The organism is Chloroflexota bacterium, assembly GCA_020161265.1.
Lineage (GTDB): Bacteria > Chloroflexota > Chloroflexia > Chloroflexales > Herpetosiphonaceae > Herpetosiphon.
The window spans coordinates 18,280-40,504 of sequence record JAIUOC010000011.1 but is presented as its reverse complement, the minus strand read 5'-3'; the positions used below and the strand labels follow the sequence as shown (position 1 = coordinate 40,504).

20 protein-coding genes, 1 tRNA gene and 1 riboswitch are annotated in these 22,225 nt (G+C 51.7%); of the genes, 7 read left to right on the top strand and 14 right to left on the bottom strand.

The window, feature by feature from the left end; translation table 11 throughout:
- Nucleotides 1–104: 104 nt before the first annotated feature.
- From LCH85_22745 to hisZ, 4 genes are all read right to left on the bottom strand, one after another.
- The gene (locus LCH85_22745) at nucleotides 105–1,586 is read right to left on the bottom strand and encodes a DUF4173 domain-containing protein (GenBank protein ID MCA0354823.1); all 1,482 of its coding nucleotides are present in this window, start codon (nucleotides 1,584–1,586) and stop codon (nucleotides 105–107) included.
- A gap of 150 nt (nucleotides 1,587–1,736) precedes the next feature.
- Entirely contained in the window at nucleotides 1,737–3,458 is a 1,722-nt protein-coding gene (locus LCH85_22740) for a phospholipid carrier-dependent glycosyltransferase (protein ID MCA0354822.1), read from the bottom strand.
- Between the two features lie 44 nt (nucleotides 3,459–3,502).
- Nucleotides 3,503–4,549 carry a phenylalanine--tRNA ligase subunit alpha gene (gene pheS / locus LCH85_22735; protein MCA0354821.1) on the bottom strand — a complete coding sequence of 349 codons (1,047 nt, stop codon included), beginning with the start codon at nucleotides 4,547–4,549 and terminating at the stop codon, nucleotides 3,503–3,505.
- Between the two features lie 37 nt (nucleotides 4,550–4,586).
- A complete protein-coding gene (gene hisZ, locus LCH85_22730; GenBank protein MCA0354820.1) occupies nucleotides 4,587–5,987 on the bottom strand; it encodes an ATP phosphoribosyltransferase regulatory subunit in 1,401 nt (466 codons plus the stop codon).
- A 178-nt stretch (nucleotides 5,988–6,165) separates the two neighbouring features.
- Between hisZ and LCH85_22725 the strand changes: the two genes are divergently transcribed.
- A complete protein-coding gene (locus LCH85_22725; protein ID MCA0354819.1) occupies nucleotides 6,166–6,861 on the top strand; it encodes a DUF6391 domain-containing protein in 696 nt (231 codons plus the stop codon).
- A gap of 109 nt (nucleotides 6,862–6,970) precedes the next feature.
- Complete coding sequence (locus LCH85_22720; protein ID MCA0354818.1) at nucleotides 6,971–7,783, top strand: MerR family transcriptional regulator; 813 nt, start codon at nucleotides 6,971–6,973, stop codon at nucleotides 7,781–7,783.
- Nucleotides 7,784–7,887: 104 nt separating this feature from the next.
- On the opposite strand, the gene LCH85_22715 is transcribed toward LCH85_22720, so the two are convergent.
- From LCH85_22715 to LCH85_22700, 4 genes are all read right to left on the bottom strand, one after another.
- A complete protein-coding gene (locus tag LCH85_22715) occupies nucleotides 7,888–8,661 on the bottom strand; it encodes a DUF554 domain-containing protein (protein ID MCA0354817.1) in 774 nt (257 codons plus the stop codon).
- Nucleotides 8,662–8,719: 58 nt separating this feature from the next.
- A tRNA-Arg gene (locus LCH85_22710) sits at nucleotides 8,720–8,796 on the bottom strand.
- 292 nt (nucleotides 8,797–9,088) lie between these two features.
- Nucleotides 9,089–9,937 (bottom strand): intradiol ring-cleavage dioxygenase, encoded by an 849-nt coding sequence (locus LCH85_22705; GenBank protein MCA0354816.1) that lies wholly within the window; start codon nucleotides 9,935–9,937, stop codon nucleotides 9,089–9,091.
- A gap of 80 nt (nucleotides 9,938–10,017) precedes the next feature.
- A complete protein-coding gene (locus tag LCH85_22700) occupies nucleotides 10,018–10,389 on the bottom strand; it encodes a DUF1304 domain-containing protein (GenBank protein MCA0354815.1) in 372 nt (123 codons plus the stop codon).
- A gap of 290 nt (nucleotides 10,390–10,679) precedes the next feature.
- Between LCH85_22700 and LCH85_22695 the strand changes: the two genes are divergently transcribed.
- The 3 genes from LCH85_22695 to LCH85_22685 all read left to right on the top strand — a co-directional run bounded on the left by LCH85_22695 (nucleotide 10,680) and on the right by LCH85_22685 (nucleotide 14,946).
- Nucleotides 10,680–12,419 (top strand): penicillin-binding protein 2, encoded by a 1,740-nt coding sequence (locus LCH85_22695; protein ID MCA0354814.1) that lies wholly within the window; start codon nucleotides 10,680–10,682, stop codon nucleotides 12,417–12,419.
- Between the two features lie 22 nt (nucleotides 12,420–12,441).
- Complete coding sequence (locus LCH85_22690) at nucleotides 12,442–13,524, top strand: M20/M25/M40 family metallo-hydrolase (protein ID MCA0354813.1); 1,083 nt, start codon at nucleotides 12,442–12,444, stop codon at nucleotides 13,522–13,524.
- A gap of 75 nt (nucleotides 13,525–13,599) precedes the next feature.
- Nucleotides 13,600–14,946 carry a PDZ domain-containing protein gene (locus LCH85_22685; GenBank protein MCA0354812.1) on the top strand — a complete coding sequence of 449 codons (1,347 nt, stop codon included), beginning with the start codon at nucleotides 13,600–13,602 and terminating at the stop codon, nucleotides 14,944–14,946.
- On the opposite strand, the gene LCH85_22680 is transcribed toward LCH85_22685, so the two are convergent.
- From LCH85_22680 to LCH85_22670, 3 genes are all read right to left on the bottom strand, one after another.
- Nucleotides 14,933–16,144 (bottom strand): energy-coupling factor transporter transmembrane protein EcfT, encoded by a 1,212-nt coding sequence (locus tag LCH85_22680; protein ID MCA0354811.1) that lies wholly within the window; start codon nucleotides 16,142–16,144, stop codon nucleotides 14,933–14,935. The genes LCH85_22685 and LCH85_22680 overlap by 14 nt on opposite strands.
- Nucleotides 16,120–17,004: a hypothetical protein gene (locus LCH85_22675; protein MCA0354810.1), complete on the bottom strand. Its 885-nt coding sequence runs from the start codon at nucleotides 17,002–17,004 to the stop codon at nucleotides 16,120–16,122. The genes LCH85_22680 and LCH85_22675 overlap by 25 nt, the downstream gene beginning before the upstream one ends.
- Nucleotides 17,005–17,105: 101 nt before the next feature.
- Nucleotides 17,106–18,206, bottom strand: a complete 1,101-nt coding sequence (locus LCH85_22670; GenBank protein ID MCA0354809.1) for a terpene cyclase/mutase family protein — start codon at nucleotides 18,204–18,206, stop codon at nucleotides 17,106–17,108.
- An 88-nt stretch (nucleotides 18,207–18,294) separates the two neighbouring features.
- A riboswitch (cobalamin riboswitch) is annotated at nucleotides 18,295–18,420 on the bottom strand.
- Between the two features lie 173 nt (nucleotides 18,421–18,593).
- On the opposite strand from LCH85_22670, the gene pdxS reads away from it, so the two are divergent.
- Complete coding sequence (gene pdxS, locus LCH85_22665; protein MCA0354808.1) at nucleotides 18,594–19,475, top strand: pyridoxal 5'-phosphate synthase lyase subunit PdxS; 882 nt, start codon at nucleotides 18,594–18,596, stop codon at nucleotides 19,473–19,475.
- 207 nt (nucleotides 19,476–19,682) lie between these two features.
- Nucleotides 19,683–20,255 (top strand): pyridoxal 5'-phosphate synthase glutaminase subunit PdxT, encoded by a 573-nt coding sequence (gene pdxT / locus LCH85_22660; GenBank protein ID MCA0354807.1) that lies wholly within the window; start codon nucleotides 19,683–19,685, stop codon nucleotides 20,253–20,255.
- A 169-nt stretch (nucleotides 20,256–20,424) separates the two neighbouring features.
- On the opposite strand, the gene LCH85_22655 is transcribed toward pdxT, so the two are convergent.
- The 3 genes from LCH85_22655 to LCH85_22645 form a co-directional block, all read right to left on the bottom strand.
- A complete protein-coding gene (locus LCH85_22655) occupies nucleotides 20,425–20,709 on the bottom strand; it encodes a DUF503 domain-containing protein (protein ID MCA0354806.1) in 285 nt (94 codons plus the stop codon).
- Nucleotides 20,710–20,725: 16 nt separating this feature from the next.
- Nucleotides 20,726–21,367 carry an LON peptidase substrate-binding domain-containing protein gene (locus LCH85_22650; GenBank protein ID MCA0354805.1) on the bottom strand — a complete coding sequence of 214 codons (642 nt, stop codon included), beginning with the start codon at nucleotides 21,365–21,367 and terminating at the stop codon, nucleotides 20,726–20,728.
- Nucleotides 21,368–21,439: 72 nt separating this feature from the next.
- Nucleotides 21,440–22,213, bottom strand: coding sequence for a hypothetical protein (locus LCH85_22645; GenBank protein ID MCA0354804.1), 774 nt, complete (start codon nucleotides 22,211–22,213; stop codon nucleotides 21,440–21,442).
- Nucleotides 22,214–22,225 lie beyond the last annotated feature (12 nt).

The window sequence follows — 22,225 nt, the reverse complement described above, 5'->3', positions numbered from 1 at the left end:
TCCATTTGGTGCTGCTGGCAATAATTGCCAGATTGATCTGATTGGTGCTCCACGTGTGGGCGGTAGCGAAGGTCAATTGTACCACTTACCACCAGCAACCAAGATCACATTGAGCGATCAATTGGACAACTCATTTCGGTCAGCATTCGTTCGTTTTGCAGCACAGCCTGACGGGCCTTGCTACGGCTGAGGTTGGCACTGCGCCAATCGTCGTTATTTTCTTGCCAATTATTTAATAAGAGCGTGGCAATTTGGCAATTTTGCTCCGAAGGCAAGTTAGGCAGCACCTCGATGATCGCTGGCACGGCATCAGCATCATCGGCCAAACTGCCAATGTAGTAGCCATCAAAACTGGCTACGCCGCGATGGCTGGCGTTGTAGCGCACAATCAAATTGCTGGGATTCAACAAAACCAAGCCAATGAGCACCAGCATGGCCGCAACCAAGGCACCATTGGCGAAATATTGGCCCCGCTGGCGCAGCACGGTTGCCACAAACCACAAGGCCACCAGCACAATCCAAATCATCAAGGCTGTTGCTTGAATCCGTGATTCAGTCAAACCATAGGCATCGATGTAGAGCAGCATACGCGAAACAGCCGAAGCCAACACCACTCCAACTTGCACCAATAATACCAAGGCCAAAATTCGAAACAAGGGTTGGGCTTCAGTCCGTTGTTCGCTCAGCCAACTGCCAACTAACAACGTTGGCAAGACCAATAAGGCCACGGTTACCAACTCGAAAAAGCCACGGCGAGCATAATCAGCATAGCTAATACCTTCGGCAATTTGCTGTTCGCCACCAAATAAATAGCGAATTTGAATCAACACAAACAAGCCAAAAAGCGCATTCAGCAAGCCCAAAATGATGCCAACTTCGATCTTGCCAATGTTGAATAAGCCTGGACGTTGGCTCAAGGAAATATCTGGTTTTGGCGCGGCAAATAAAATCCAGCCACAACCCAAAATCGCCCAAGTGCCAAACATCACCACAAAGACATGCTCAAACAGCCAATCCAAATTCCAGTTAAACAAATCGGCGAAGATATTTTCAAATACTGCATCGGCTGAGGCAAACAAGCCGCCAAACACACACAACAATGGCAAAGCTAAGCCTAGCCCAATCAAAATTGGCCGTAATTTGGCGCTGGTGAAATTGCCCACCCGCAATGGCAGATGGATCGATGCAGCAAAGCTACCAAACGCTGCCCCAAATCCAGTGACCACGCCCGACACAATCCAGCCGCGAATTGAGGCCAATTGCCAATGAGCGCGGTAGGGCTGGCTGAAAATGAGCATCCAGGCCAAGACCCAGCAGAAGCCCAGCCAAACCAAAATTGGCTCGTTATCGCGCACCACAAAGCCCAAACTTGCTAGATTGGCGACGGCGAGCCAAAGCCAGGTTTCTTTGGGCAAGGCTTGGGCTTGCTTAAATGCCAAGCCAACGATTGCGCCACTTGAGAGCAGCGTCCAGAGCACAAAATTAATGCCCCATAATTGGTGGAATAAGCCTAGTAAATCGGCAATCAGCGCTAGCCCAAACGCCACGGGCAAAAGATACAGCGCAAGCTGTTGTTGGCGGGTCATACAATTTCCTCGCAATCAAGCTATCCTCGGTGCTTGGATTGTAGTTGCCTGCGCTAGCACCCAAGTGCCAGATTATGTGCACTTGAGTGCATAATCAATGGATTTGGCTTAATTTAGGGAGATCCGAGAGGGGTTTCTATTTAAAGCTTACTACTCAACCACAACTTTGCCTACAACCGCATAATCGCCAAGCAAGATGCCAGTTTGGCTCCAAACTCCGGCGCGGCTCCAATCGCCAAATTCATCAAACCAGCCGATCCGCACTTCATACTCGCCAGCAGCCAAATCGCTAGGAATATTGATTGTCAGCAGATCTTCCCACCAATCGTCAGGTGTCCAGCGCAGCGAATGCCAAACCCCATCTTGCGGCTGCACATCGAAGGCGAAACTCTCATCTTTGCTGCCAATCTCGGCCAAATGCACAAACAACGACCATTTGCGATCTTGCTTGCCAACCGCTCGCCACAACGTGTTGACCAGCCATGGTTGGCCTGCTTTGGCGGTTGGCGGCAGCAAAATGCCGCGTAATTCAATCGGATTGGCCGTGTCGGGCCGCCACAAGGCCAAAACTGGCCGCTCTGGCTGTGGCTCAACCACCAAATAGGGATAGGCCGCGCTGATCACGGTATTTGGCAAACCCACTGCCATGGTTACTAATAACGCTGGTAAGAGCCAAGCCGCCGTTTTGACGCTGCGCTCAAGCCCAATCGCCAAAGCGCACGCCGCCACTGGAGCCGCCGGAAACAAGAAACGGGCTTGCCAACCAACTTGACCGCTCAACACTGCAAAAGCAAATGTCCAAGCAAAGGCCAAGCCAACCAGTGCCCAAGCGATTTGCCAACGTTGATCGATCCGGAAGCGTCGAATGCCTAAAATTGCTAAGCCAAGCCAAATTGCTAATAACCAATACAGCCATTGCGGCGCGGCCACGCTCATCCAGCCAAAGCGGGCAATCAGCGAACTGCCCAAGGCATGCATGGCCTCGCCCCAATCGTGCAAGCTCCATGGCGAAAAGGTTGGGCTGCTAAATTCGCCTTTGTACAAGCCCAAACCAAATGGGTCGCCATACAGTAGCAAATTGCGTACATACCACCAACCTGCTATTGCTGTACTACTCAGGCTTATCCCGCCAAGCGCAGGCCAGATGTTGAGCGAGCGGCGCAATTGCCAAAGCCGCAGCCCAATCAATGGAATCAGCAGCACTGCACTTTGTTTGGTCAGCAATGCGGCCCCAAGCATTGCGCCAACCGCCCATGGCCACCACGCTTGAGGATTCGGCTCAAGCAACAGCCATAACAAGCCAGCACACAACAGCCATAGCAATGGATCATTCGAGACTAAAACTGAGTGAAATAGCAGTTGGGGCCAAAACGCCAACAAACTGGCGGCAAAGGTTGCCAAGGCCTTACTCAAGCCCAACCGCAGGCCAATCGCATAGCCCACAATAATCGTCAGGGCAGCACAGCCAATTGAAAACCAACGCAAACGATGCCATACCAACACATCGGCTTGGTAGGGTGGTCGGTCGATCGAGCGCCAGGCAAAGGCGGCTGGCTCCTTGCCCCCAGCCCAAATCCAGCGATGATTATTCGCTAGAATCACTACTCGATCTTCGACCGCAACCGAGCGAGCTAATGGTTGCATCAACCAATAGGCTAGCGGTGGCTGATGGCCTTCGCCTGGTACATCGCCCAAACGCTGGTCGGGCAGGCGATTATTGCGGGCCACAAATAGGGCATATTCGGCATGACCTGGCTCATCTGGGCCTTCGCCCAAGGGAATGCGGGTACTCCACCAGACTGCTAGCGTGCAATACACCAGCAGTAGGAGCAGCAAAGGCCAATGATAGCGGAAGCGTTGTAATGCAGGCATTGAAGCAAGGCGCTGAATGAGGCCATTCAGCGCCGATTGGAGAATTAACCGAATTGTTCCAAGAACCGACCATCGTTGGAGAAGAACCAGCGAATGTCGTCGATGTCGTAGCGCAGCATGGTTTGGCGTTCTGGCCCCATCCCGAAGGCAAAGCCGCTCCACTCAGCAGGATCATAGCCGCCGTTGCGCAAGACGGTTGGGTGCACCATCCCTGCGCCCAGAATTTCCAGCCAGCCGCTCTTTTTGCAAATTCGACAGCCTTCGCCACCACAAATGAAGCATTCGATATCGACTTCGACGCTTGGCTCAGTGAAAGGGAAGTATGAAGGCCGATAACGCACTTTCACATCATCCTTAAACATGCGCCGAGCAAAGTTGGCCAATGTACCTTTGAGATCGGCCATGGTAATGTTTCTGCCGATTACCAAGCCCTCAACCTGATGGAACATCATCTCGGAGCGGGCGCTGACTGGCTCGTAGCGATAACACTTACCAGGCAAAATCACCCGAATTGGCTCAGGATTCAACGTTCGCATGACATGAATTTGGCCGGGCGAGGTGTGGGTGCGCAACACGACCTTTTGATGAGGATCGTCGGATTGCACATAGAACGTGTCCCACATATCGCGAGCTGGGTGATGCGCCGGCATATTGAGCAATTCAAAGTTATACTCATCGGATTCGACTTCGCGGCTTTCCCAGACTTGAAAGCCCATTTCAGCAAAAATATGCTGAATTCGGCGCAGCGATTGAGTGCTGGGGTGCAAACGGCCAATATTGGCGGCTCGCCCCGGTAAACTAATGTCAACCGCATCTTCTTCAAGCTCTTGATGCAAGGCCGCGCTTTGCAAACGCGCTTCTAAAGTGATTTCTTGTTCGCTTAGGGCTTGCTTGATTGCGCCAAAGCGTTGGCCAAAGGCTGGCCGATCTTTGGGGTCGAGCTTGCCGATTGATTGACTGGCTTGGGCCAACGCGCCCTTTTTGCCAGTCCATTGGGTACGCCATGCAGCCAAATCGTCAAGCGATTGGACGCTGGCTAAGGCCGCTGCGGCCTCTTTTTCAATTTGATCTAATTGCTCAAACATTGCCATTCCTACCTTTTAATATGCTCCGCGTAGTGTAGCACAATCATTGGGTTTTCTGTTCATTTAAATCGCGCAGTTGAATGCCATCAACACTGACCAAGGCTAAATGGCTCATCTCACGCCGACGGGCATCATTTAAATTGGCCGCATACGAACGTTGGCGCAAATCAACCGCCGTACGATAGCCTTGTTGGCGTAATGCTGCTGCTGCCTGAATTACCAAGCCATGATCATCGCCAACCACCAACACACTCTTAACTGGGGTAATTTCGGCTGGCGCAACTGCCGCGACGATTCGTTCGAGGCCATAGGCAAAGCCAACGGCGGGCGTTGCTCGCCCACCAAGCGCCGCAACCAAATCATCATAGCGGCCACCGCCACAGAGTTGCAAGCCATCAGCGCCATCGATCTCGAAAATCAGGCCAGTGTAGTAGTGCAACCCACGACCCATGCCAAAATCCAGCACAATCTGATCTGCTGGCACGCCATATGCCTCAAGTAAGGTCAGGCTGGTTTGCAACTCATCCAAAGCGTCGGGTGCAACCGTATATTCTTGGCATAGCTCACGCATCTGTTGCATCACAACTGATGCTGGGCCACGGGCAGCGGTCAAGGCTGAAAGCAACTGCCATGCGCGGTCAAGATTAAGCACATCGTCGCCACGGCGCAACTTGCGCACCAAGCGTTGAATAATTGCTTGTGGCTCACGCCCGCCGCTATCGAGGCGCACCCCAAGGCTGGGTAATACGCGCAACAACAGCGTCTCAAGATCTTGGTCGGCGAGGTGGGCTAGGCTGGCTAAATCAACTGGCAGATCGTCGTCATCGTCGCGCCATTGTTGTTTAACCGCATCAAGCCCTTTGGATCGAATTCGTTCGAGGCTCCAGGTAAGCGCCGACGTGATCCGTTCGGGTAAGCCGAGGCTATTGAGCAACGTCTTAATCACACCAATATGGCCAATGGTTAATGTCCATTGCTGAATGCCTAGTTCGCGCAGGCCAGTGACAGCCAAACCAAGGGCTTCAGCGTCGGCTAACGGGCCAGGTGCACCGATTAATTCGATGCCAACTTGGGTAAATTGGCGATAGGTCGCGCGACGTGGGCGTTCGTAGCGAAACACCGGCCCAGCGTAGCGCAAGCGTAAGGGAATCGGCGCATCGCCCATGCCACTGATGACTGCTCGTAAGACCGAGGCTGTCCATTCAGGGCGCAAGGCCAAATCACGGCCACCTTGATTCCAATGGTACAATTTGGCGATGAGATCATCACCAGATTTCTTTAAATACAACTCACGATGCTCAAGCAATGGCAACTCAATTGGGTCATAGCCAGCTTGATCAAACGTAGCGGTTAATGTCTGAATCAGCGCCTGACGTTGGTGAACGGCAGCGGCAAAAAGGTCACGGGTTCCGCGAACCACTTCAGGAGTTAATTGATAGCCCACAGGTTCCTCCGAGCACAATCGCAACCATTGTACGCGAAAATTTCGCAAGGGTGAACGGAACCAAATAGGGTCGTATAGCGTAAAGTACTTATGTCTGCCTTGACGGCTACTCAGTGGCGTGATACGCTGCTTTTATTGGTACTTTACAGCTTGTTAACTGCCACGGGAAGGAAAGCCTATGCATGGATTAATGATTTTTTCGGGATTATTTGGTGCGTTGGCAGTCATCTTCTGGTTCTTCGGTCAGCCAATTTGGTCATTGTTAAATGTCCCCCGTCAACTCAATCAATTGTGGCAAGGTGTGGCTGTGCGGCGTAATCACGCAATCGAGCATGCCACGGTCAATGTGCTCGAAGAGCGCTATGGCTCGCAATTGGTCGATGGCTGTGCGACAACCGAAGGCTTTCGCATTCGCGCCGCGATTGACCCAGCCCTGCTGCTTGATGCTGCTCGTGAAGGCTTGTTACGCCTGCAACGCGGCGAACGCTCGATGGCGATTTATCGTCGTTGTGCAACGGCCTTGAGTTTTTGTTTCCTGACTGTTGCTTCGATCGGCCTTGGCATGGTTGCTTTCCTCGATATGTTGTCAAGTACCAGTATTTTCTTGGCATTAACCATTGCTGGCGCACTTACCCCTAAGCTAAGCCCACTTTTTCAACGCTTTTTTACAACCTCGCTCGATGTTAAGGGGATGAGTATTGGGGCGATTGAGTTAGTGCCACCAACCTTATTTATGGGTTTGTCGTTTGCTGCTGGCGGCGCAGAGTTTGCCGTGCGCACCAAACCAGCTCGGCGCATTTATCAACCACCCTATCGCTACGGCGAACGGGTTCCGGTGTATGTGCCAGTCGAAAATAATACCCGCCAACGCTAAATCTGCATTCAATTCAAATCAAAGGCCGAAGTTGCTTACTTCGGCTTTTTTGTTGCCCAACAAAACTCACCCTTGTGTCTGCCCTTGGGGATGACCCTATACTAGCGCTATGAACGAACAGCGTATCTCAATTGGTAGCTTTGCCGAAGCAACTCGCCTATCGCTCAAAGCCTTGCGGATGTACGATCAATTAGGCATCTTAGCGGCTCACTATGTTGATCCACAGACTGGCTATCGTTATTATCAGGCTGAGCAACTGGCCACTGCTCGCTTGATTGGCATGTTGCGCCAAATCAACATGCCACTTGCCACGATTCGCCAATTAATTAATGCTTCCGCTAAAGATGCCGAGATTTTGCTTAGCCGCTACATTCGTTCAGTCGAGTTGCAGGCAATCCAAGCCCGTCGTGCCCAAAACCTCATCCTCGGGTTAATTCGTCAAGAAGGAGTTTGTATGAGTCTTGAAGTAACTGTCCGCCAACAAGCCGATCAGCCCATCCTCAGCATCACCAAACGCACGTTTGTTAACGAGTTGGATAATGTGATTGCTCATTCGTTTCACACGATGGAACGTTTTGCCGCTGACCATCATTTAGTTGTGCGTGGCTCTGCGTTTGGTATTTTTCACGGCACGATTAACGCCGATGATGATGGCCCGATTGAAGTTTGTTTACCTGTTGATCAGCTTGTCGAGTCGCAAGGCGAGATAGTTGGGCGAATTTTGCCTGCTGGTAAAGTTGCAGTTGTGACAATGCACGGCGATCAGTGCGAGTTTCCGCATATTTTGGCGGGCTACGATGCTGGCAGCGATTGGGTCAAAGCCAATGGCTATGTGGTTTCCGATTCGCCGCGCGAAATCTGGATCAATCCGCCTGGCCCTGATGCCTTGATGGAAATCGCTTGGCCATTCCACGAAGCCTAGATAATTGTTGCCTCATCCCAACCCCTCTCCCACTGCGGCGGGAGAGGGGCGTTCCGACATTCATGATGGTGAGGCCTCACAGGGCGGGAGAGGGGTGAGGGAATCTAAAGCAAACTAATCAGCCAATGAAACAGCGGAGCCATTAGCAAGGCAGGTAACAATGAAGCTACGCGAATTTTGGTCAGATCAAGCAGATTGATGCCCACGCCAACTACCATCAAGCCCCCAACTCCCGTAATGATCAACACTCGTGGATCGACCGCTGGATTGGGCAAAATGGTGGCTAAAGCGCCAGCCGCCAGCGCGACCCCACCTTGATAGATTAAAATAATCAGAATCGAAAAGCCCACGCCAATCCCAAAGCTGCTAGCCAAGGCAATTGCCGCCAAGCCATCAAGCGCCGCTTTGATGATCAGCAGCTGTGAATCGCCGATCAAGCCATTGTTGATGCTACCAATCAAGGTCATCGGGCCAATACAAAACAGTAATGAAGCTGCTACAAAGCCCTCGGTAAAGCGTCCACTCCCATTAAATTTGGCTTTGAGCCAATCTCCTAATGCAGCCAAACGCTCCTCGACTCGCCACCACTCCCCCAACAAACCACCAACCACCAAACCAACCAAGCCAATCACCACTCCATCGACCACAATTGGCTGAGTTGCTTGGGCTGTGCTTTGTAAGGTTGCTCCAGCCTTGTTCATGCTGCCAGCCATCGATAAGCCAATAAAGATCGTCACCAAGCCTAGCGCCTGCATAATGACTGTTTGCATGCGTTCGGGTAAACGCCCACGCAACGCTAAGCCTAAGCCTGTGCCAAGTGCCACGGTCGCCACATTGATCAACGTTCCATTGAGTTTCGCCCACAGACTCAGATCCATCCTACGTACTCCTAAACAAAAACCACGAAGCGTCAAGGCTTCGTGGTTGTTTAATATTTGGTGACCCCGGCGCGACTCGAACGCGCGACACACAGTTTAGGAAACTGTTGCTCTATCCACCTGAGCTACGGGATCGTACCATCGGCAATTATGCTTAAGCCTGCCTGAAATGTCAACCCCGTTAAAAAATATGAAGGATGAATGATGAGGGATGAAAATTAACCACGAAGAACGCGAAGGTCACGAATATTTGGTTACGGTGCTGACTGAATGGCCACCAAATCTCAGCGAACCATTCAATCGAGCTTTGTGCTCTTCGTGTCCTTCGTGGTTAAAAATCTCAATCGGTGCTGACTGAATGACCACCAAATCTCAGCGAACCATCCGATCGAGCTTTGTGCGCTTCGTGTTCTTCGTGGTTAAAAATCTAAATTTGCAAACCAATCTCAAAGGTGGCGCTATAGCCTTGAGCGCTTGGTGCAACCGTCAAAATTGTTTGGCCGCCGCTTTCTTGATAGATTCCATCGCCATCGTTGAGTAAGGTGCGCACGCCTTTGTCCACATAGGGCGCTTGAGCATGCACCACATCAGTCAAGCTTTCGTCGAAGAAAAATTGAGAAGTAAACTCATAGCCTTCGTCGGTGCGAATTTTAAAGTGAATATGTACTGCCCGCCCTTGATACCAGCCCGGATAAATTGTGGTAAATTTGGCGAGGCCACTGGCATCGGTGCGCTGAAAGCCACGCAAGAATTTCTGACCAACAGTGTTGAAACTACGGTCAGTTGCATCGGAATAGACTCCATCAGCATCACAATGCCACAAATCGACAATTGCTCCAGCTAATGCCGTACATGTGCCTGCCCCAATTTGGCTCACCACCACATTAATATCCAATTGGGTGCCTGCGCTAACCGCATTATTGCTCGGATCAGAGCGAATATCCGAGCGTTCGAGTTTTTCATCAACAAAATATGGACCTTCGGTTAACTCAGGGCGCACAATACAACTTGGTAAGGCCGCCACCGCCTCGCTTGTTGCCGTTGCTTCGGCAGTGCTGGTTGCGGCAGCAGTTGCCGTCGCCGCCTCAGCAATAGTATTGGTTGCGGCGCTGGTAGCTGTGGCAGTTGGCGCACTTGCTTGAGCGACAGTCGTTGCAGTTGGCGCAACCTCAGTACTACAACCAGCAATTACCGCCGCCGAACCAGCCAACCCAAACAGCTTGAGCACCTCGCGCCGACTCAAAATCCGGCCAACTGGTTGATCGTCGTTATCCATGGGAATGCCTCCTTGTGCATAAAACCGCCCAAGCAGCATACCAAACAATAATGAAGAAAACTTAAAGATTTTCTAAGTAATTAAACAAACATGTGGATGAGCAAAGCCACCAACGCCACAATTGCCGGGCCACCTTGAACGAACAAAATTGAGCGTTTGGCGGTCAATCCACCATAAATTGCTGCCACGACCACACAAATCACGAAAAAGAGTTGAATCTGTAAGCCAAACTCGGTATCGGGATGTACCAAGCCCCAAATTAAGCCAGCCGCCAAAAATCCATTGTATAAGCCTTGATTGGCTGCTAACGATTTGGATTGTTGGGCGAACTCTGGCGTTAAACCAAACGATTTCATGGTGCGCGGCTGCGTCCAAGCAAACATTTCAAGATACAAAATATAAATGTGTTCGACCGCCACCAAGCCCACCAAAATTAAACTAACGATTGCCATCACGCACCACCTTTACTAGATTCCAACGAGCTAATCAGTTGCCACATCAGTGCTTGCCGATTGCTAGCAACTAGCTAGCTATAGTACCGCAAGATTGGGGATCGATTGTCGGCGATCGGGAGTTTTTGATCCACGAAGGGCACGAAGAGCACGAAGCTTCCTTTTTAGCCAAAAGCCTTATGGATCTATATTCTTCATCCCTCATCCTTCATCCCTCATCCCCCTTTCATTGCGACTAGCCCATTTAGCTTTATAATGACACTACGTTTTGGTTACAGGAGAGCGGTCGCATGCAGCGTTTCTTGAAATCACTTGCAGGGTTAATCGCGGTTGGCTTGATTATCTATGGAATGGTGCCATGGTCGAAAGAAGAATATTGGTTGCCATGTTTATGGATCGCGACCATCCTAGGTGGTTTTGCGATTTGGCCGATTCGCACCCAACGCGCCACTGGGATTTATACTGCAACCCAAAACTTAGCCTTGTTTATGATCATCGGTTTTACGATGTTGACGCTGCAATTGCTGCGTACCCAAGTGATTCGCGCCGATGAAATCTATAATCGGGTGGTTGCCGAGGACGATGGCAACATTATTAGCAATATTCGGCTCGTTCGTAGCACTAATCGGATCAAGCGCGGCGCAATTTTCGATTCGCAAGGGGTAACGCTCGCTGAAAATGTGATCGTTTCGGATAATCGTTCGTATCGCACCTACCCAATTGCCAATCAATACGATATGCGGGCTTTTGGCCATACTCTGGGCTATGTCAGCAGCATCTATGGCTTGTATGGCTTGGAAAGTAGCTATAACGAGTATTTGGCTGGTGGCAAAGGCAATAGCTGGCAAAATTTGCAAAATCAGCTGTTTAGCCGCCCGCGCGAAGGCAATAACGTGCAACTGACGATCAACGCGCAATTACAAGATCGAGCCTTCAAGGCGCTCGATGGGCGGGTTGGTTCGGTCGTGGTGATCGATGTCAAAACTGGCGCGATTCGGGCGATGGTTAGCACGCCCAGCTTTGATCCTTCGCAATTAACTTTGCGGCTTGATGCCGAAGATTATGCGGCAGAAAGCGATCGGGTGGTTAATTATTGGAACTCGTTGATCAGCGATGAATCACGGCCTCTCGTGTTTCGCTCAACGCAAGGCCAATATCCTCCAGGCTCGACCTTTAAAACGGTAACTGCAATTGGGGTGCTGAATAACCCTGAGGTTGGCAAGCCAGAAGACATCACCTGCCCCAATGAGCTTTTCCCGCAAGAGGGCGTAAGCGTGCCAGTGGTCAATGCGGTTGACGATGAGGCTGGTTATATCGCGCAGAAGTTTGGCGAAAAGTTTGGGCTTGATGGGGTTTATGCCTTTTCGTGTAATACAGCTTTTGCCCAATATGGCATTCGCTTGCAAGGCGATGGGCGTAACTTGCTCGAAGATCAAGCGCGGCGTTTTCATATTTACCCCGCCGATGAATTGCCCGACACTGGCGATTTGACCGATTTACCTTCAGCGCCCAGCCAACTCTATGGCGGCGAAGATGGCGACGAATGGTGGAGTCAGCCCGTGGCAATTGCCGACACTGCCTATGGCCAAGGTCGTTTGTTGGTCACCCCACTCGAAATGGCGATGATCACCCAATCCATCGGTAATAACGGCGATATGATGAAGCCCTACTTGGTCGAACGGGTGACCACGCCCCAAGGCGGCGAGTTGTATCAAGCCCGCCCCCGTAAAATCGGCGATCCAATGAGTGTTGAAGTTTCACAACGCATTCGGATTTCGATGAAGGCGGTGGTTGAGCAAGGTTGGTCGGGGGCGACGGTGGCTGGTGTGCCAGGCTATAGCGTTGGCGGCAAATCGGGCACAGCCGAAAATCCCCTTGGTGCGCCGCATGCTTGGTTTATCTCGTTGGCTCCGCTGGAAGACCCCAAATATGCGGTGGCTGTGATGGTTGAGAATGGTGGCGAAGGTACCAGTGTTGGCGGTTCGTTGGCAGGGATTGTCATGTCGGCAGCATTGGAAATCAATCCATAAGCGTTTTTTTGAAGGATTTTTCATGGCTATCAATCAAGAGCGTCTGCTCGATACGTTTTGTACTTTGGTTCGGATCGATAATCCATCTGGTGAAGAAGCGGCCATGGCTGCTCACTTAATCGAGCGCTGCCAAGCTTTGGGCCTTGACTGCGAGCAGGATGCGATTGGCAATGTGATTGCACGGTTGGCTGGTGTAGGCTCGCCATTGTTGTTGAATGCCCATATGGATAGCGTTGCACCATGTCATGGCAAGCAGCCCGTGATCCGCGATGGCAATATCTACAGCGCTGGCGATACCGTTTTGGGTGCTGATGATTTGGCGGGCGTTACCGCATTTCTCGAAGGCATTCAAGCAGTTTTAGAATCAGGCCAGCCACATCGAGCAATCGAGTTGGTATTTACGGTGCAAGAAGAGACAGGGTTGTATGGCGCTCGTGCGCTCGATTATAGCAAGCTGCAAGCCAAACAAGGCTTGGCCTTCGATTTAAATGGCGATGTTGGGGCGATTTGTATTGGTTCACCCGCCCACGATTCGTTTACCGCGACGATTACTGGGGTTTCGGCCCACGCTGGGGTTGCCCCCGAAAAAGGCATCAGCGCGATTGAAGTGGCTGCGCATGCGATTGCAGCCATGCCTTTGGGTCGGCTCGACGACGAAACCACCGCCAATATCGGCTCGATCCATGGCGGCAAAGCTAACAATATCGTGCCCGATTCAGTTGTGGTCAAAGGCGAGGCTCGTTCGCGCAACCAAGCCAAGCTCGATGCCCAATGGCAAATTATGCGCAATGCCTTCGAGCAATCCGCCGCTAAATTTGGCGCGACGGTTGAAATCGAACACAAACAACATTATGGGCCTAGCGTGCTAGCCCCCGATGCTGAAATTGTGCAATTGCTCAATCAAGCGATTCGGGCGATTGGGCTTGAGCCTTCGTTGGTGGTTACTGGCGGCGGCAGCGATGTCAGCATTATCAGCAATAATGGCATCGAAACTGCCAACTTAGCGATTGGCTACGAAAATATTCACTCGGTCGATGAGTTTATTCCGATTGTGCAACTGCAACGAGCTGCCCAAATCGTCGAACAAATGCTCTTGATGGTTTAAATCGATCGTTCTACCGTAAGCCGCTGAGCTGCTTGTGGGCAGTTTACAGCGGCTTATGCTTAATTTGGGGTGGTTATGCGTTATCGTTGGTTGCTTTTGCTGGGAATTGGATTGCTCGCTAGCTGTACTGCACAATTGCCTTGGGCGGCCACACCAACTGTGCCACCAACCCCGACCGCGACCACGGCTCCGCTAGCCTTGGCGACCCCAACATTCTTGCCTAGCCCAACCGCCCAGCCAAGCCTTGCGCCAACCCCAACCCTTGAGCTAGCGCAAGCTACGCCAACCGCGACAACCCCGATGAGTCCCGCCGAACGGCTAGCTTTGTTCAATGATGTTTGGCAAACGGTCAATGAACATTATCTATATCCCGATTTTAATGGCGTGGATTGGGCCGCCGTGCGCACTGAAATCGAGCCGCAAGTGCAGGCTGCGCCCGATGATGAAACGCTCTACACAATTTTAGAAGGCATGGTCGCCAAACTCAACGATCAACATTCGCGCTTTGCCCGACCAGTCGAAGCAGTTTATGAAGATGCCGTGGCCAGCGGAACCGATAGCTATGTTGGCATCGGTGTACTAACAATTCACGAAGAAAATGCCGCCTTTATTACCTTGGTTTTCCCTGATAGCCCAGCCCAAGCGGCGGGCTTGATGCGCGGCGATCGCATTACCGCCGTCGAAGGCCAGCCGTTTACCAATGCCGACCAAATTCGTGGCCCCGAAGGCAGCCAAGTGCGGCTGACAATTCAAACACCGCAAGCCGACCCACGAGAGTTGCTGATAACGCGGCGGGCGGTGGTTGGCAAAATTACGCCATCAGGCCGCCGCTTGCCCAATGCACCAACCGTTGGCTATGTGCTAATTCCCAGCTTGTGGGCCGACGATATGCATACCCAAGTTGTCAGCGAACTGAGCAAATTGATCGCCGATCCGCAGCCACTTGATGGCCTGATTTTGGATCTGCGATCCAACGGCGGTGGCTGGCGTAGTGTGCTTGAAGGCATTTTGGGCCAATTTGTCAGCGGTGAGGTTGGCAATTTCTATAGTCAGGAAAAGTTATATCCGTTAAATGTTAAACCTGGCCTGTTGTATGAGCAGCTGAAACAAGTGCCGCTAGCGGTGCTAATCGACAAAGATAGTGCCTCGTATGCTGAAGTGTTGGCCGGAACGCTGCAATTTAACGGAGCTTTGGTGCTGGGTCAAGCCAGCCAAGGCAATACCGAAACGATTTTTCAATATAATTTTGAGGATGGCTCACGCTTGTGGGTGGCCCAAGAGGGCTTCAAATTGCCTGATGGCAGTAATTTTGAAACCAAAGGTGTGCAGCCCAATATTGTGGTTGAAGACGATTGGACTCAATACACGATTCCGAATGACCCTGCGGTATTGCAGGCAATTGTTTCATTTAGCGAGCGCTAGGCTTGAACAATAACGGCGCAAGCAAAGCCAAAATTGCCAGGGTCAGCAATGGCTCAAATGGCGGCCAAGCTAATTTGGGGTATATTCGATAAAACATTGCGCTGCCAGAACGCTGTGCCAGCCAAAACCCTAGCGGCGCAGCCATCGCCAAAAGCGTAATACTCGTGGCGCGGAGTGTCCAGCGTTCGCGGCGATAGCTAGTGCGCACAATTAGCCGATTGGCCTGACACCAATAACTGAGCATGGCAATCAGGCCAAGTGCCAACAATACCCAAGCTACCATTGCGCCCAAGCTAGCTTTAGCATAGAAAAACAACATCCAGATGCCTGCACAAACCAACAATACGCCTGCCAAACCAAGCCAGGTCCAGTAGGCCGCGATGCGACCACGTTGAGCGCGGCCAAACCCACGGGCTTCCATGGCTTCGGCCAGCGTCAGCGATTGTTCTAAGCCGCCGCTGAGCAAGGGCACAAACAAGGGCAAGGCATCGCGCCACGAACGAAAACGATGGCCGCGCAAACGTTGGGCATCACGAATTGCCCGCAAGCGCAACAGGGTTTGAGGCACAAACGCTAGGCCAATGGTTAGCACCAAGCCCAATTGGAAAAAGCCTTGGGGCGTGCGCCGCAACAAGCGATAATGATTAACACAGGCGTTGAATGTGCCGACCACCAGCAACAATGTCCACAAACGTAGCCCACGCACAGCACCACTTGCCAATTGCTCAGCGGTAATAATTCCGCCCAGTTGAATGCCACCAAGCAGTTGCGGCAAGCGCCAACTTGGCAATTCAAACAGCACCGTTTGGCCGCGCAGCACACTGGCGGTAATCACGCTAAATAGCACATTAAAGCCAAATAGCACCGCTCCAAGTTGCAACATCACCCGCACCACTGCCTGAAACGGGCTATCCAAGGCGCAACTCTGCCAAACCAACAACGTCACCGCCCCAATCAAAATCAAATAGAGCGGTTGATCGGTTTGGCCGATACACGCCAAGGCGGCGACCAGCCAAGCAACCCACGCCAAACTATGGCCGCCTTCCCATGGGCGGGCAATGCGGCGCTGACGTTGGCTAACTGGGCTGACCCATTCCTTGTTGGCCGCTGGCGGAGCAGTTTTGGTCAAAGCCTCGCGGGCACGGCCAGCAGTTGGTTGATAGATTTCAGCACTCATCGCTTGCTCTGGCGCTTCCAAATGCCGCCGCCAGCCAAGGCCAGCAAAATCAAGCCAAAAATCAAATAATTGATTGGAATTGCTGAGCCGCTACTGCTGGCCTCAACATTTGGTGTGCTCACGATCGTCAGCGTCGCAGTGGGCGTAAGGCTGGGGCTGGCAGTTGCCTGCTTGGTTGGCGCTGTTGTTGCGCTAGCCGCAATAGTTGGGCTTGCGGCTTTTGTAGTTGCACTTGGTTCAAATTGGGTTGCAGTTGCAATAGCCTCGCTGGTTGGGCTAGCGGTGAGGGTTGCTACACTCTGAATTGTTGCTGGAACTAAAGTATTGGTTGCGGGAATGGCGGTTGGTTCGCTGGTGGCAGTTGCGGGAATGGCGGTTGCTACCGGTGCTGCTTGCGCCGCGCAAACATCGCCCCAACTGATCACGGGCGGCGTGGAGCCACGCTCGACACTGCCACCACCCCAAGCCCAGCCTTCAACTGCGCCATCGCGTACCTTGTATGAGCCAGCGCCAAGCTTGGAATATTGCCAAACACCATCGAGCAAATGGCTATAGGCCCAGTAGGTGCAATCGCCGCCTTGGCATTTGCAGGCACACGATTCATTGGGATAATCGCAGCCCACGCTATCAATTGAGCAAACCATTGCTCCCATTGATGAGCCTTCGGCCACCACATTGAAACCTGCTGCGAGCAAAGCATCATAGCCACTAATTGATTCTTGATCAAAGCCAACACAACGAGCATCGACCGCGCCGGAAGCATATTGCACGACCACCGCCGCATGATATTGATGCCCATCGCCTTGAGCAGCAATCGATTGAGCCAAATTGCCAAGTAGCAATAAAACCAGCGTAACCACCACAACCAACAAACGACCCATGAGATTGATTCCTATTTGGTAAAGAATGTCCTCACCCCAACCTCTCGCCCACTGCGGCGGGCGAGGGGCTTTTTCGATAAATGGGGTGAGGGAATAACAGTTTAAGCGACGCGGCGCAAACGGAAACCAGCCACAATACAAGCCAAGCCAAACACAATCACCACTGGCCATAATGGTAATGCAGGTGTGCCAGTGTCGGGCAAGGTAATTGGGGTGTTTGGTTTGGGGGTAGCGGTTGCCACAGGTGTGCTTGGCACAGCGGTTGGTTGGGGTGCTGTCACCAAGGCGGTCAAAGGATAGGTCACATAGAACAAGGCAGGTGTGGCTTGATAGGTCGCAAAGGCGTTATCATCCGGTGTTGCTGCATCGTAGCGGAATGCGCCGCTGGCATTTTGCAAGCTCAACAAGGCGCTCAAGGGATTTCCAGTTGCCGTGGCCCAAGGTGCAGCAGTTGGATTACCACCAGTTGCCACAATCGCTTGAATTACCAAGCCGGTTGAGTTGGCATCGGTGGCGCTACCATAGCTCGAAGCCTTCGAATAGGGAAATCCACCATCGCTATTTTGTTGCGTTTGCAAGTAACTCATCGCTTTGGTAACAACTTCGCTCTTGCCTTGACCAACCGCGACTAAGGCTTGAACGACCAAAGCCGTGGTATTGGTATCGCCGGCACCAGCAGTCGTATCGCCGCTGAACGACCACGAACCATCAGCAATTTGCACTGAATTTAAGGTGTTGATCGCTTTGTTTTCGACGGGCGCACCTGCCGCGTTCAAGGCCAACAACGCCAATGCATGGGTCGTAACATCGCCACCATACATGCCGCTATCGGCTTTGTAACTGCCAGTTACAGCAGCGACTAAATCAACACCAGCAACGGCGCGAGGATTGTTGCCCAGCAACAATTCGGCCAACACAAACTTGGCGGCAACCCCAGGCTTAGCGGCAATTGCACTAGCATTTTTTTCGATAAAGCTTTGAACGTTGATTTCAACTTTCAAACCAGTTGCCTTTAAAGCATAGACGGCATCGGCGGTTTCGCCCAAACCAAAGCCAGGAAAACTGCCATCGGCTTGAGCTTGAGTGACAATCCACGCGCCAGCTTTTGCGCCTTCAGTCGGGGCTTGCGCCGCAACTGGCATGGCCACAAATAGCGCCACTAAAACCAATAACCAGCGATGGATGGCTGCTCGTCGGAGCATGGGTGCCTCCTAAATCAAAAAAACCTTAGCCAGTTGGCTAAGGAACAGATAACAACGCGTTGGTTGTGCTTGTGCCAACGCAAGCCAACCCAGAAATCAACTATTCAATGGGTATTCGGGCTTAGCCAAAGGCTTACCGTAGCGTGGACTGCACCGGATTTGCACCGGATTTCCCCCAACTGTTTGCACAAGATTTGAATAGCAATTTATGATTGATTAGGCTGATCGTACCATAGGCTACCTTGCGCCGTCAAAATTGCTGATCATGGGCTATTGTCCCCCTTTGTCCCCCCGTAATGTTGATCGATTGTCACAATCAGCCATGGTACAATAGCGCCTGTCTAATCAAACGACACTCAAAATCATCAATCCACCAGAGGAATTGCAATGGAAACTTCAACATTTACCACTAAAGTCGGCTTGGCCCAAATGCTCAAGGGCGGCGTGATTATGGACGTGGTTACTCCAGACCAAGCTAAAATTGCTGAAGAAGCTGGCGCAGTCGCCGTTATGGCGCTCGAACGAGTTCCAGCTGATATTCGTAAGGATGGCGGCGTGGCTCGCATGAGCGACCCCGAAATGATCCAAGGCATCATTGAAGCAGTCACCATTCCTGTGATGGCTAAATCGCGGATTGGCCACTTTGTTGAAGCGCAAATCCTCGAAGCAATTGGGGTTGATTATATTGACGAGAGCGAAGTGCTCACGCCTGCTGATGAAGAACATCATACCAACAAGCACAATTTCAAAGTGCCATTCGTCTGTGGTGCTCGTAATTTGGGCGAAGCTTTGCGCCGCATCACCGAAGGCGCAGCCATGATTCGCACCAAGGGCGAAGCTGGCACGGGCAATGTGGTTGAAGCTGTGCGCCACGCTCGCACGATGTTCGCCGAAATTCGCCGTTTGCAAACCCTCGATCCCGATGAGTTGTTTGTAGCAGCCAAAAACTTGCAAGCTCCCTATGAATTGGTTAAGCAAATTGCTGAATTAGGCCGCTTGCCAGTTGTTAATTTCGCTGCTGGCGGGATTGCAACTCCAGCCGATGCTGCTTTGATGATGCAATTGGGCGTTGATGGGGTGTTCGTTGGCTCAGGGATTTTCAAATCAGGTAATCCAGCCAAACGTGCCAAAGCGATTGTTGAAGCAACCACCCACTTCCGCGATGCCAAGCTTTTGGCCGAAATTAGCCGCAACTTAGGCGAAGCCATGGTCGGCATCAACATCGATACCATCCCTGAGAACGAGTTGCTCGCCAAACGCGGTTGGTAAACTTTCTGAAGGATGAAGGATGAATTATGAGGGATGAAAAATTCCTCATAGTGATATTCCAAAATTGAATAGCCAACTTCCGATGAAGGATGAATGTTGAATTGTGAAGGATAGCTAATCCAAATAATTCAATATTCATCCTTTCAATTAGAACATTGGGTTTTCATCCTTCATCCCTCATAATTCATCCTTAAAAAGAGGTTTAGCATGACGGTTGGTGTTTTGGCGCTGCAAGGCGCGTTTATTGAGCATGAAACAATGCTCCAAGGCTTGGGCGTGGCAACCTTGCAGGTTCGCTTGCCTGAACAATTAGCCCAAGTTGAGCGTTTGATTATTCCTGGTGGCGAGAGCACGACGATTGGTAAATTGTTGGTACGTTTTGATTTGCTGGAGCCAATTCAGCAACGCGCCGCCGAAGGCATGCCAATTTGGGGCACATGCGCTGGCATGATTTTGCTCGCCAAGGAAATTGCCGAAGGTCGAGTTGAAGGCCAGCCAGCCTTGGGTTTGATGGATATTACTGCGCGACGCAATGCTTTTGGTCGCCAAGTTGATAGTTTTGAAACCAACTTGCAGGTGCCAGCCCTCGGCGAAGCACCGTTTCATGCAGTCTTCATCCGCGCCCCGCAGATCGATAAGGTGGGCGAGGCAGTCGAAACTTTAGCTAGTTTAGCTGATGGCCGCATCGTGGCGGCTCGTCAGGCTAAACTCTTGGCAACCGCGTTTCACCCCGAATTAACTGGCGATGCCCGTTTCCATAAGTTGTTTTTGAATTTGTAGGTGCATGTCCTCAGCCCAATCCCTCTCGTATAGTGTGAGAGCAGGGTCGGGCTGAGGGCATTAATTCATTGCCAATCTACTGAGCCATTCTATCGCGAGTAGTTAATAGGCCTTCGTGCGCTTCGTGTCCTTCGTGGATCAGAAGTAGCTCTGCGGTTTCTATCAATCGTTACAACATTTCGCGCTCAATATCCACAATGCTCACATCAGGCCGATTTTGCTCGATCCAGCGAATAATGGCATCGATTTGGCCTTCGAGATAGCGAGTTTCGCTGCCGACGCAGGCTACCCCAATTACCCCGCGCTGCCAACGATCATGTTCATCAACCTCGGCGACCGAGGCGTTGAACTCGTTGCGCAAACGAGTAATTATTGATTTAAGCACGCTACGTTTTTCTTTGAGTGAATGAACGGCGGGGATGAAGAGTTCAAGTCGAACACTAGCAATTAACATAATTGTGACGTGGCACTTAATTCCACGAAGTGTTTTCAAAAGGTGGTTCACGATCCAACTGGTCGGGCGGAATGTTGGGCAGGAGCGCTAACTCAAATTGCAGCGCCTCGATCAATTCATGAATCCGTTGATCAAGATCGGATTCAAGCCAACGTTGTTTAATTGGTAAGGCCATTTGCATCGAGTCGGCCAGCTTATAACTTAAACTTACTGGTTCACTGGGCAGATCGATCGCATTTGAGCGCATGCCAGTCGCGGCGGCAACGGTACGGTGGTATTGCGAATAGAGCGCGGTCAATTCATCGGCTTGATGGCGATCGTTGACATCATCATCAAGCATCGTGACCATTGCAACCATATACGGGTCAACGCTCAGTGGATAGTTGATGCGGAAGCGCTGGCGGCCTTCGGTCACAATATACATTCGGCCATCAGCCAACCGATAGGCGCTTTGAATATCGGCGGTTGTACCAACCATATGCGGCACAGCTGAGCCACCAACCTCAACGCCTTCGCGAATCAGCACTACCCCAAACGGCTTGCTTTCCTCAAGACAGCGACTAATCATCGTGCGATAGCGCGGCTCGAAAATATGCAGCGGCAGTTGTGCTCCAGGAAACAACACCACGTTTAACGGAAACAAAGGTAATCGTTGCATAAGCGCTCTCGTTTGCCATAGCTATGGCCTTGGTTGTGATTGTACCATGGCCATAGCTCGCAAAACAATGCGCTAGGCGAGTTGTTCGCTCAAATGGGCAATTAATCCAGCTAACCCTGCATACCATTCGCGATAGGCTGCTTGGTTGCTGTGGGTTGGCGCTAAACTGGCGCTAGGATTGGCCAAAATCAGGATGGCAGCTTGATCAAGCGCTGGATAGGCTTCGAGCAAGGCTAAAACTGCGCGATTGAGCAGGCGGGTTGAGAGCTGAGCGTTGGTGGTAATTAACCAGCGTGGGGCATCGCCAGAGCTGGCTAAGCCGCCAATGCTAGCACTTGTGCCATCGCTAGCTTCCACCTCAACCGCCGCCTGTGCAGTCGGATTTGGCTCTTGGGCTAGGGCTAGGGCTAATCGTCGTCCGCCTTTGCTATCTAGTTCATCAAGCGCCCGTGGCACGCCACGCCGCAATAAATCCATATCGAATGAACCTGCTGCGCCTGCTGCCAATAACACCACCTGCTCTGGTTTGATCCACGCTTCTTCAGCGAGCAAGCCTGCCAACTCCTGACAATTGTGGACAGCACTGGCTCCGCGCCCGCCATCCACGCCTGTCAGCAGCAAGACGGCTCGCACATCCTCGGCGTTGCGCCGCAAATTAGCGGTCGTCCAAGCTCCAGTTATCCCGCTGGTTGCGCCAAAATGGCCAGTAACGCTGCAACCAGTTTTGGTAATTAACAACCCAAGATCACGATCACGGCTGGTGGTTTTCAAGCCGCAGTGAATACCTGTTACGCGAAAGCCAGCAGGCGTTGTGATCGAGCCTTCATTGAGCAAACGATACGCCATTGCAAATCCTCA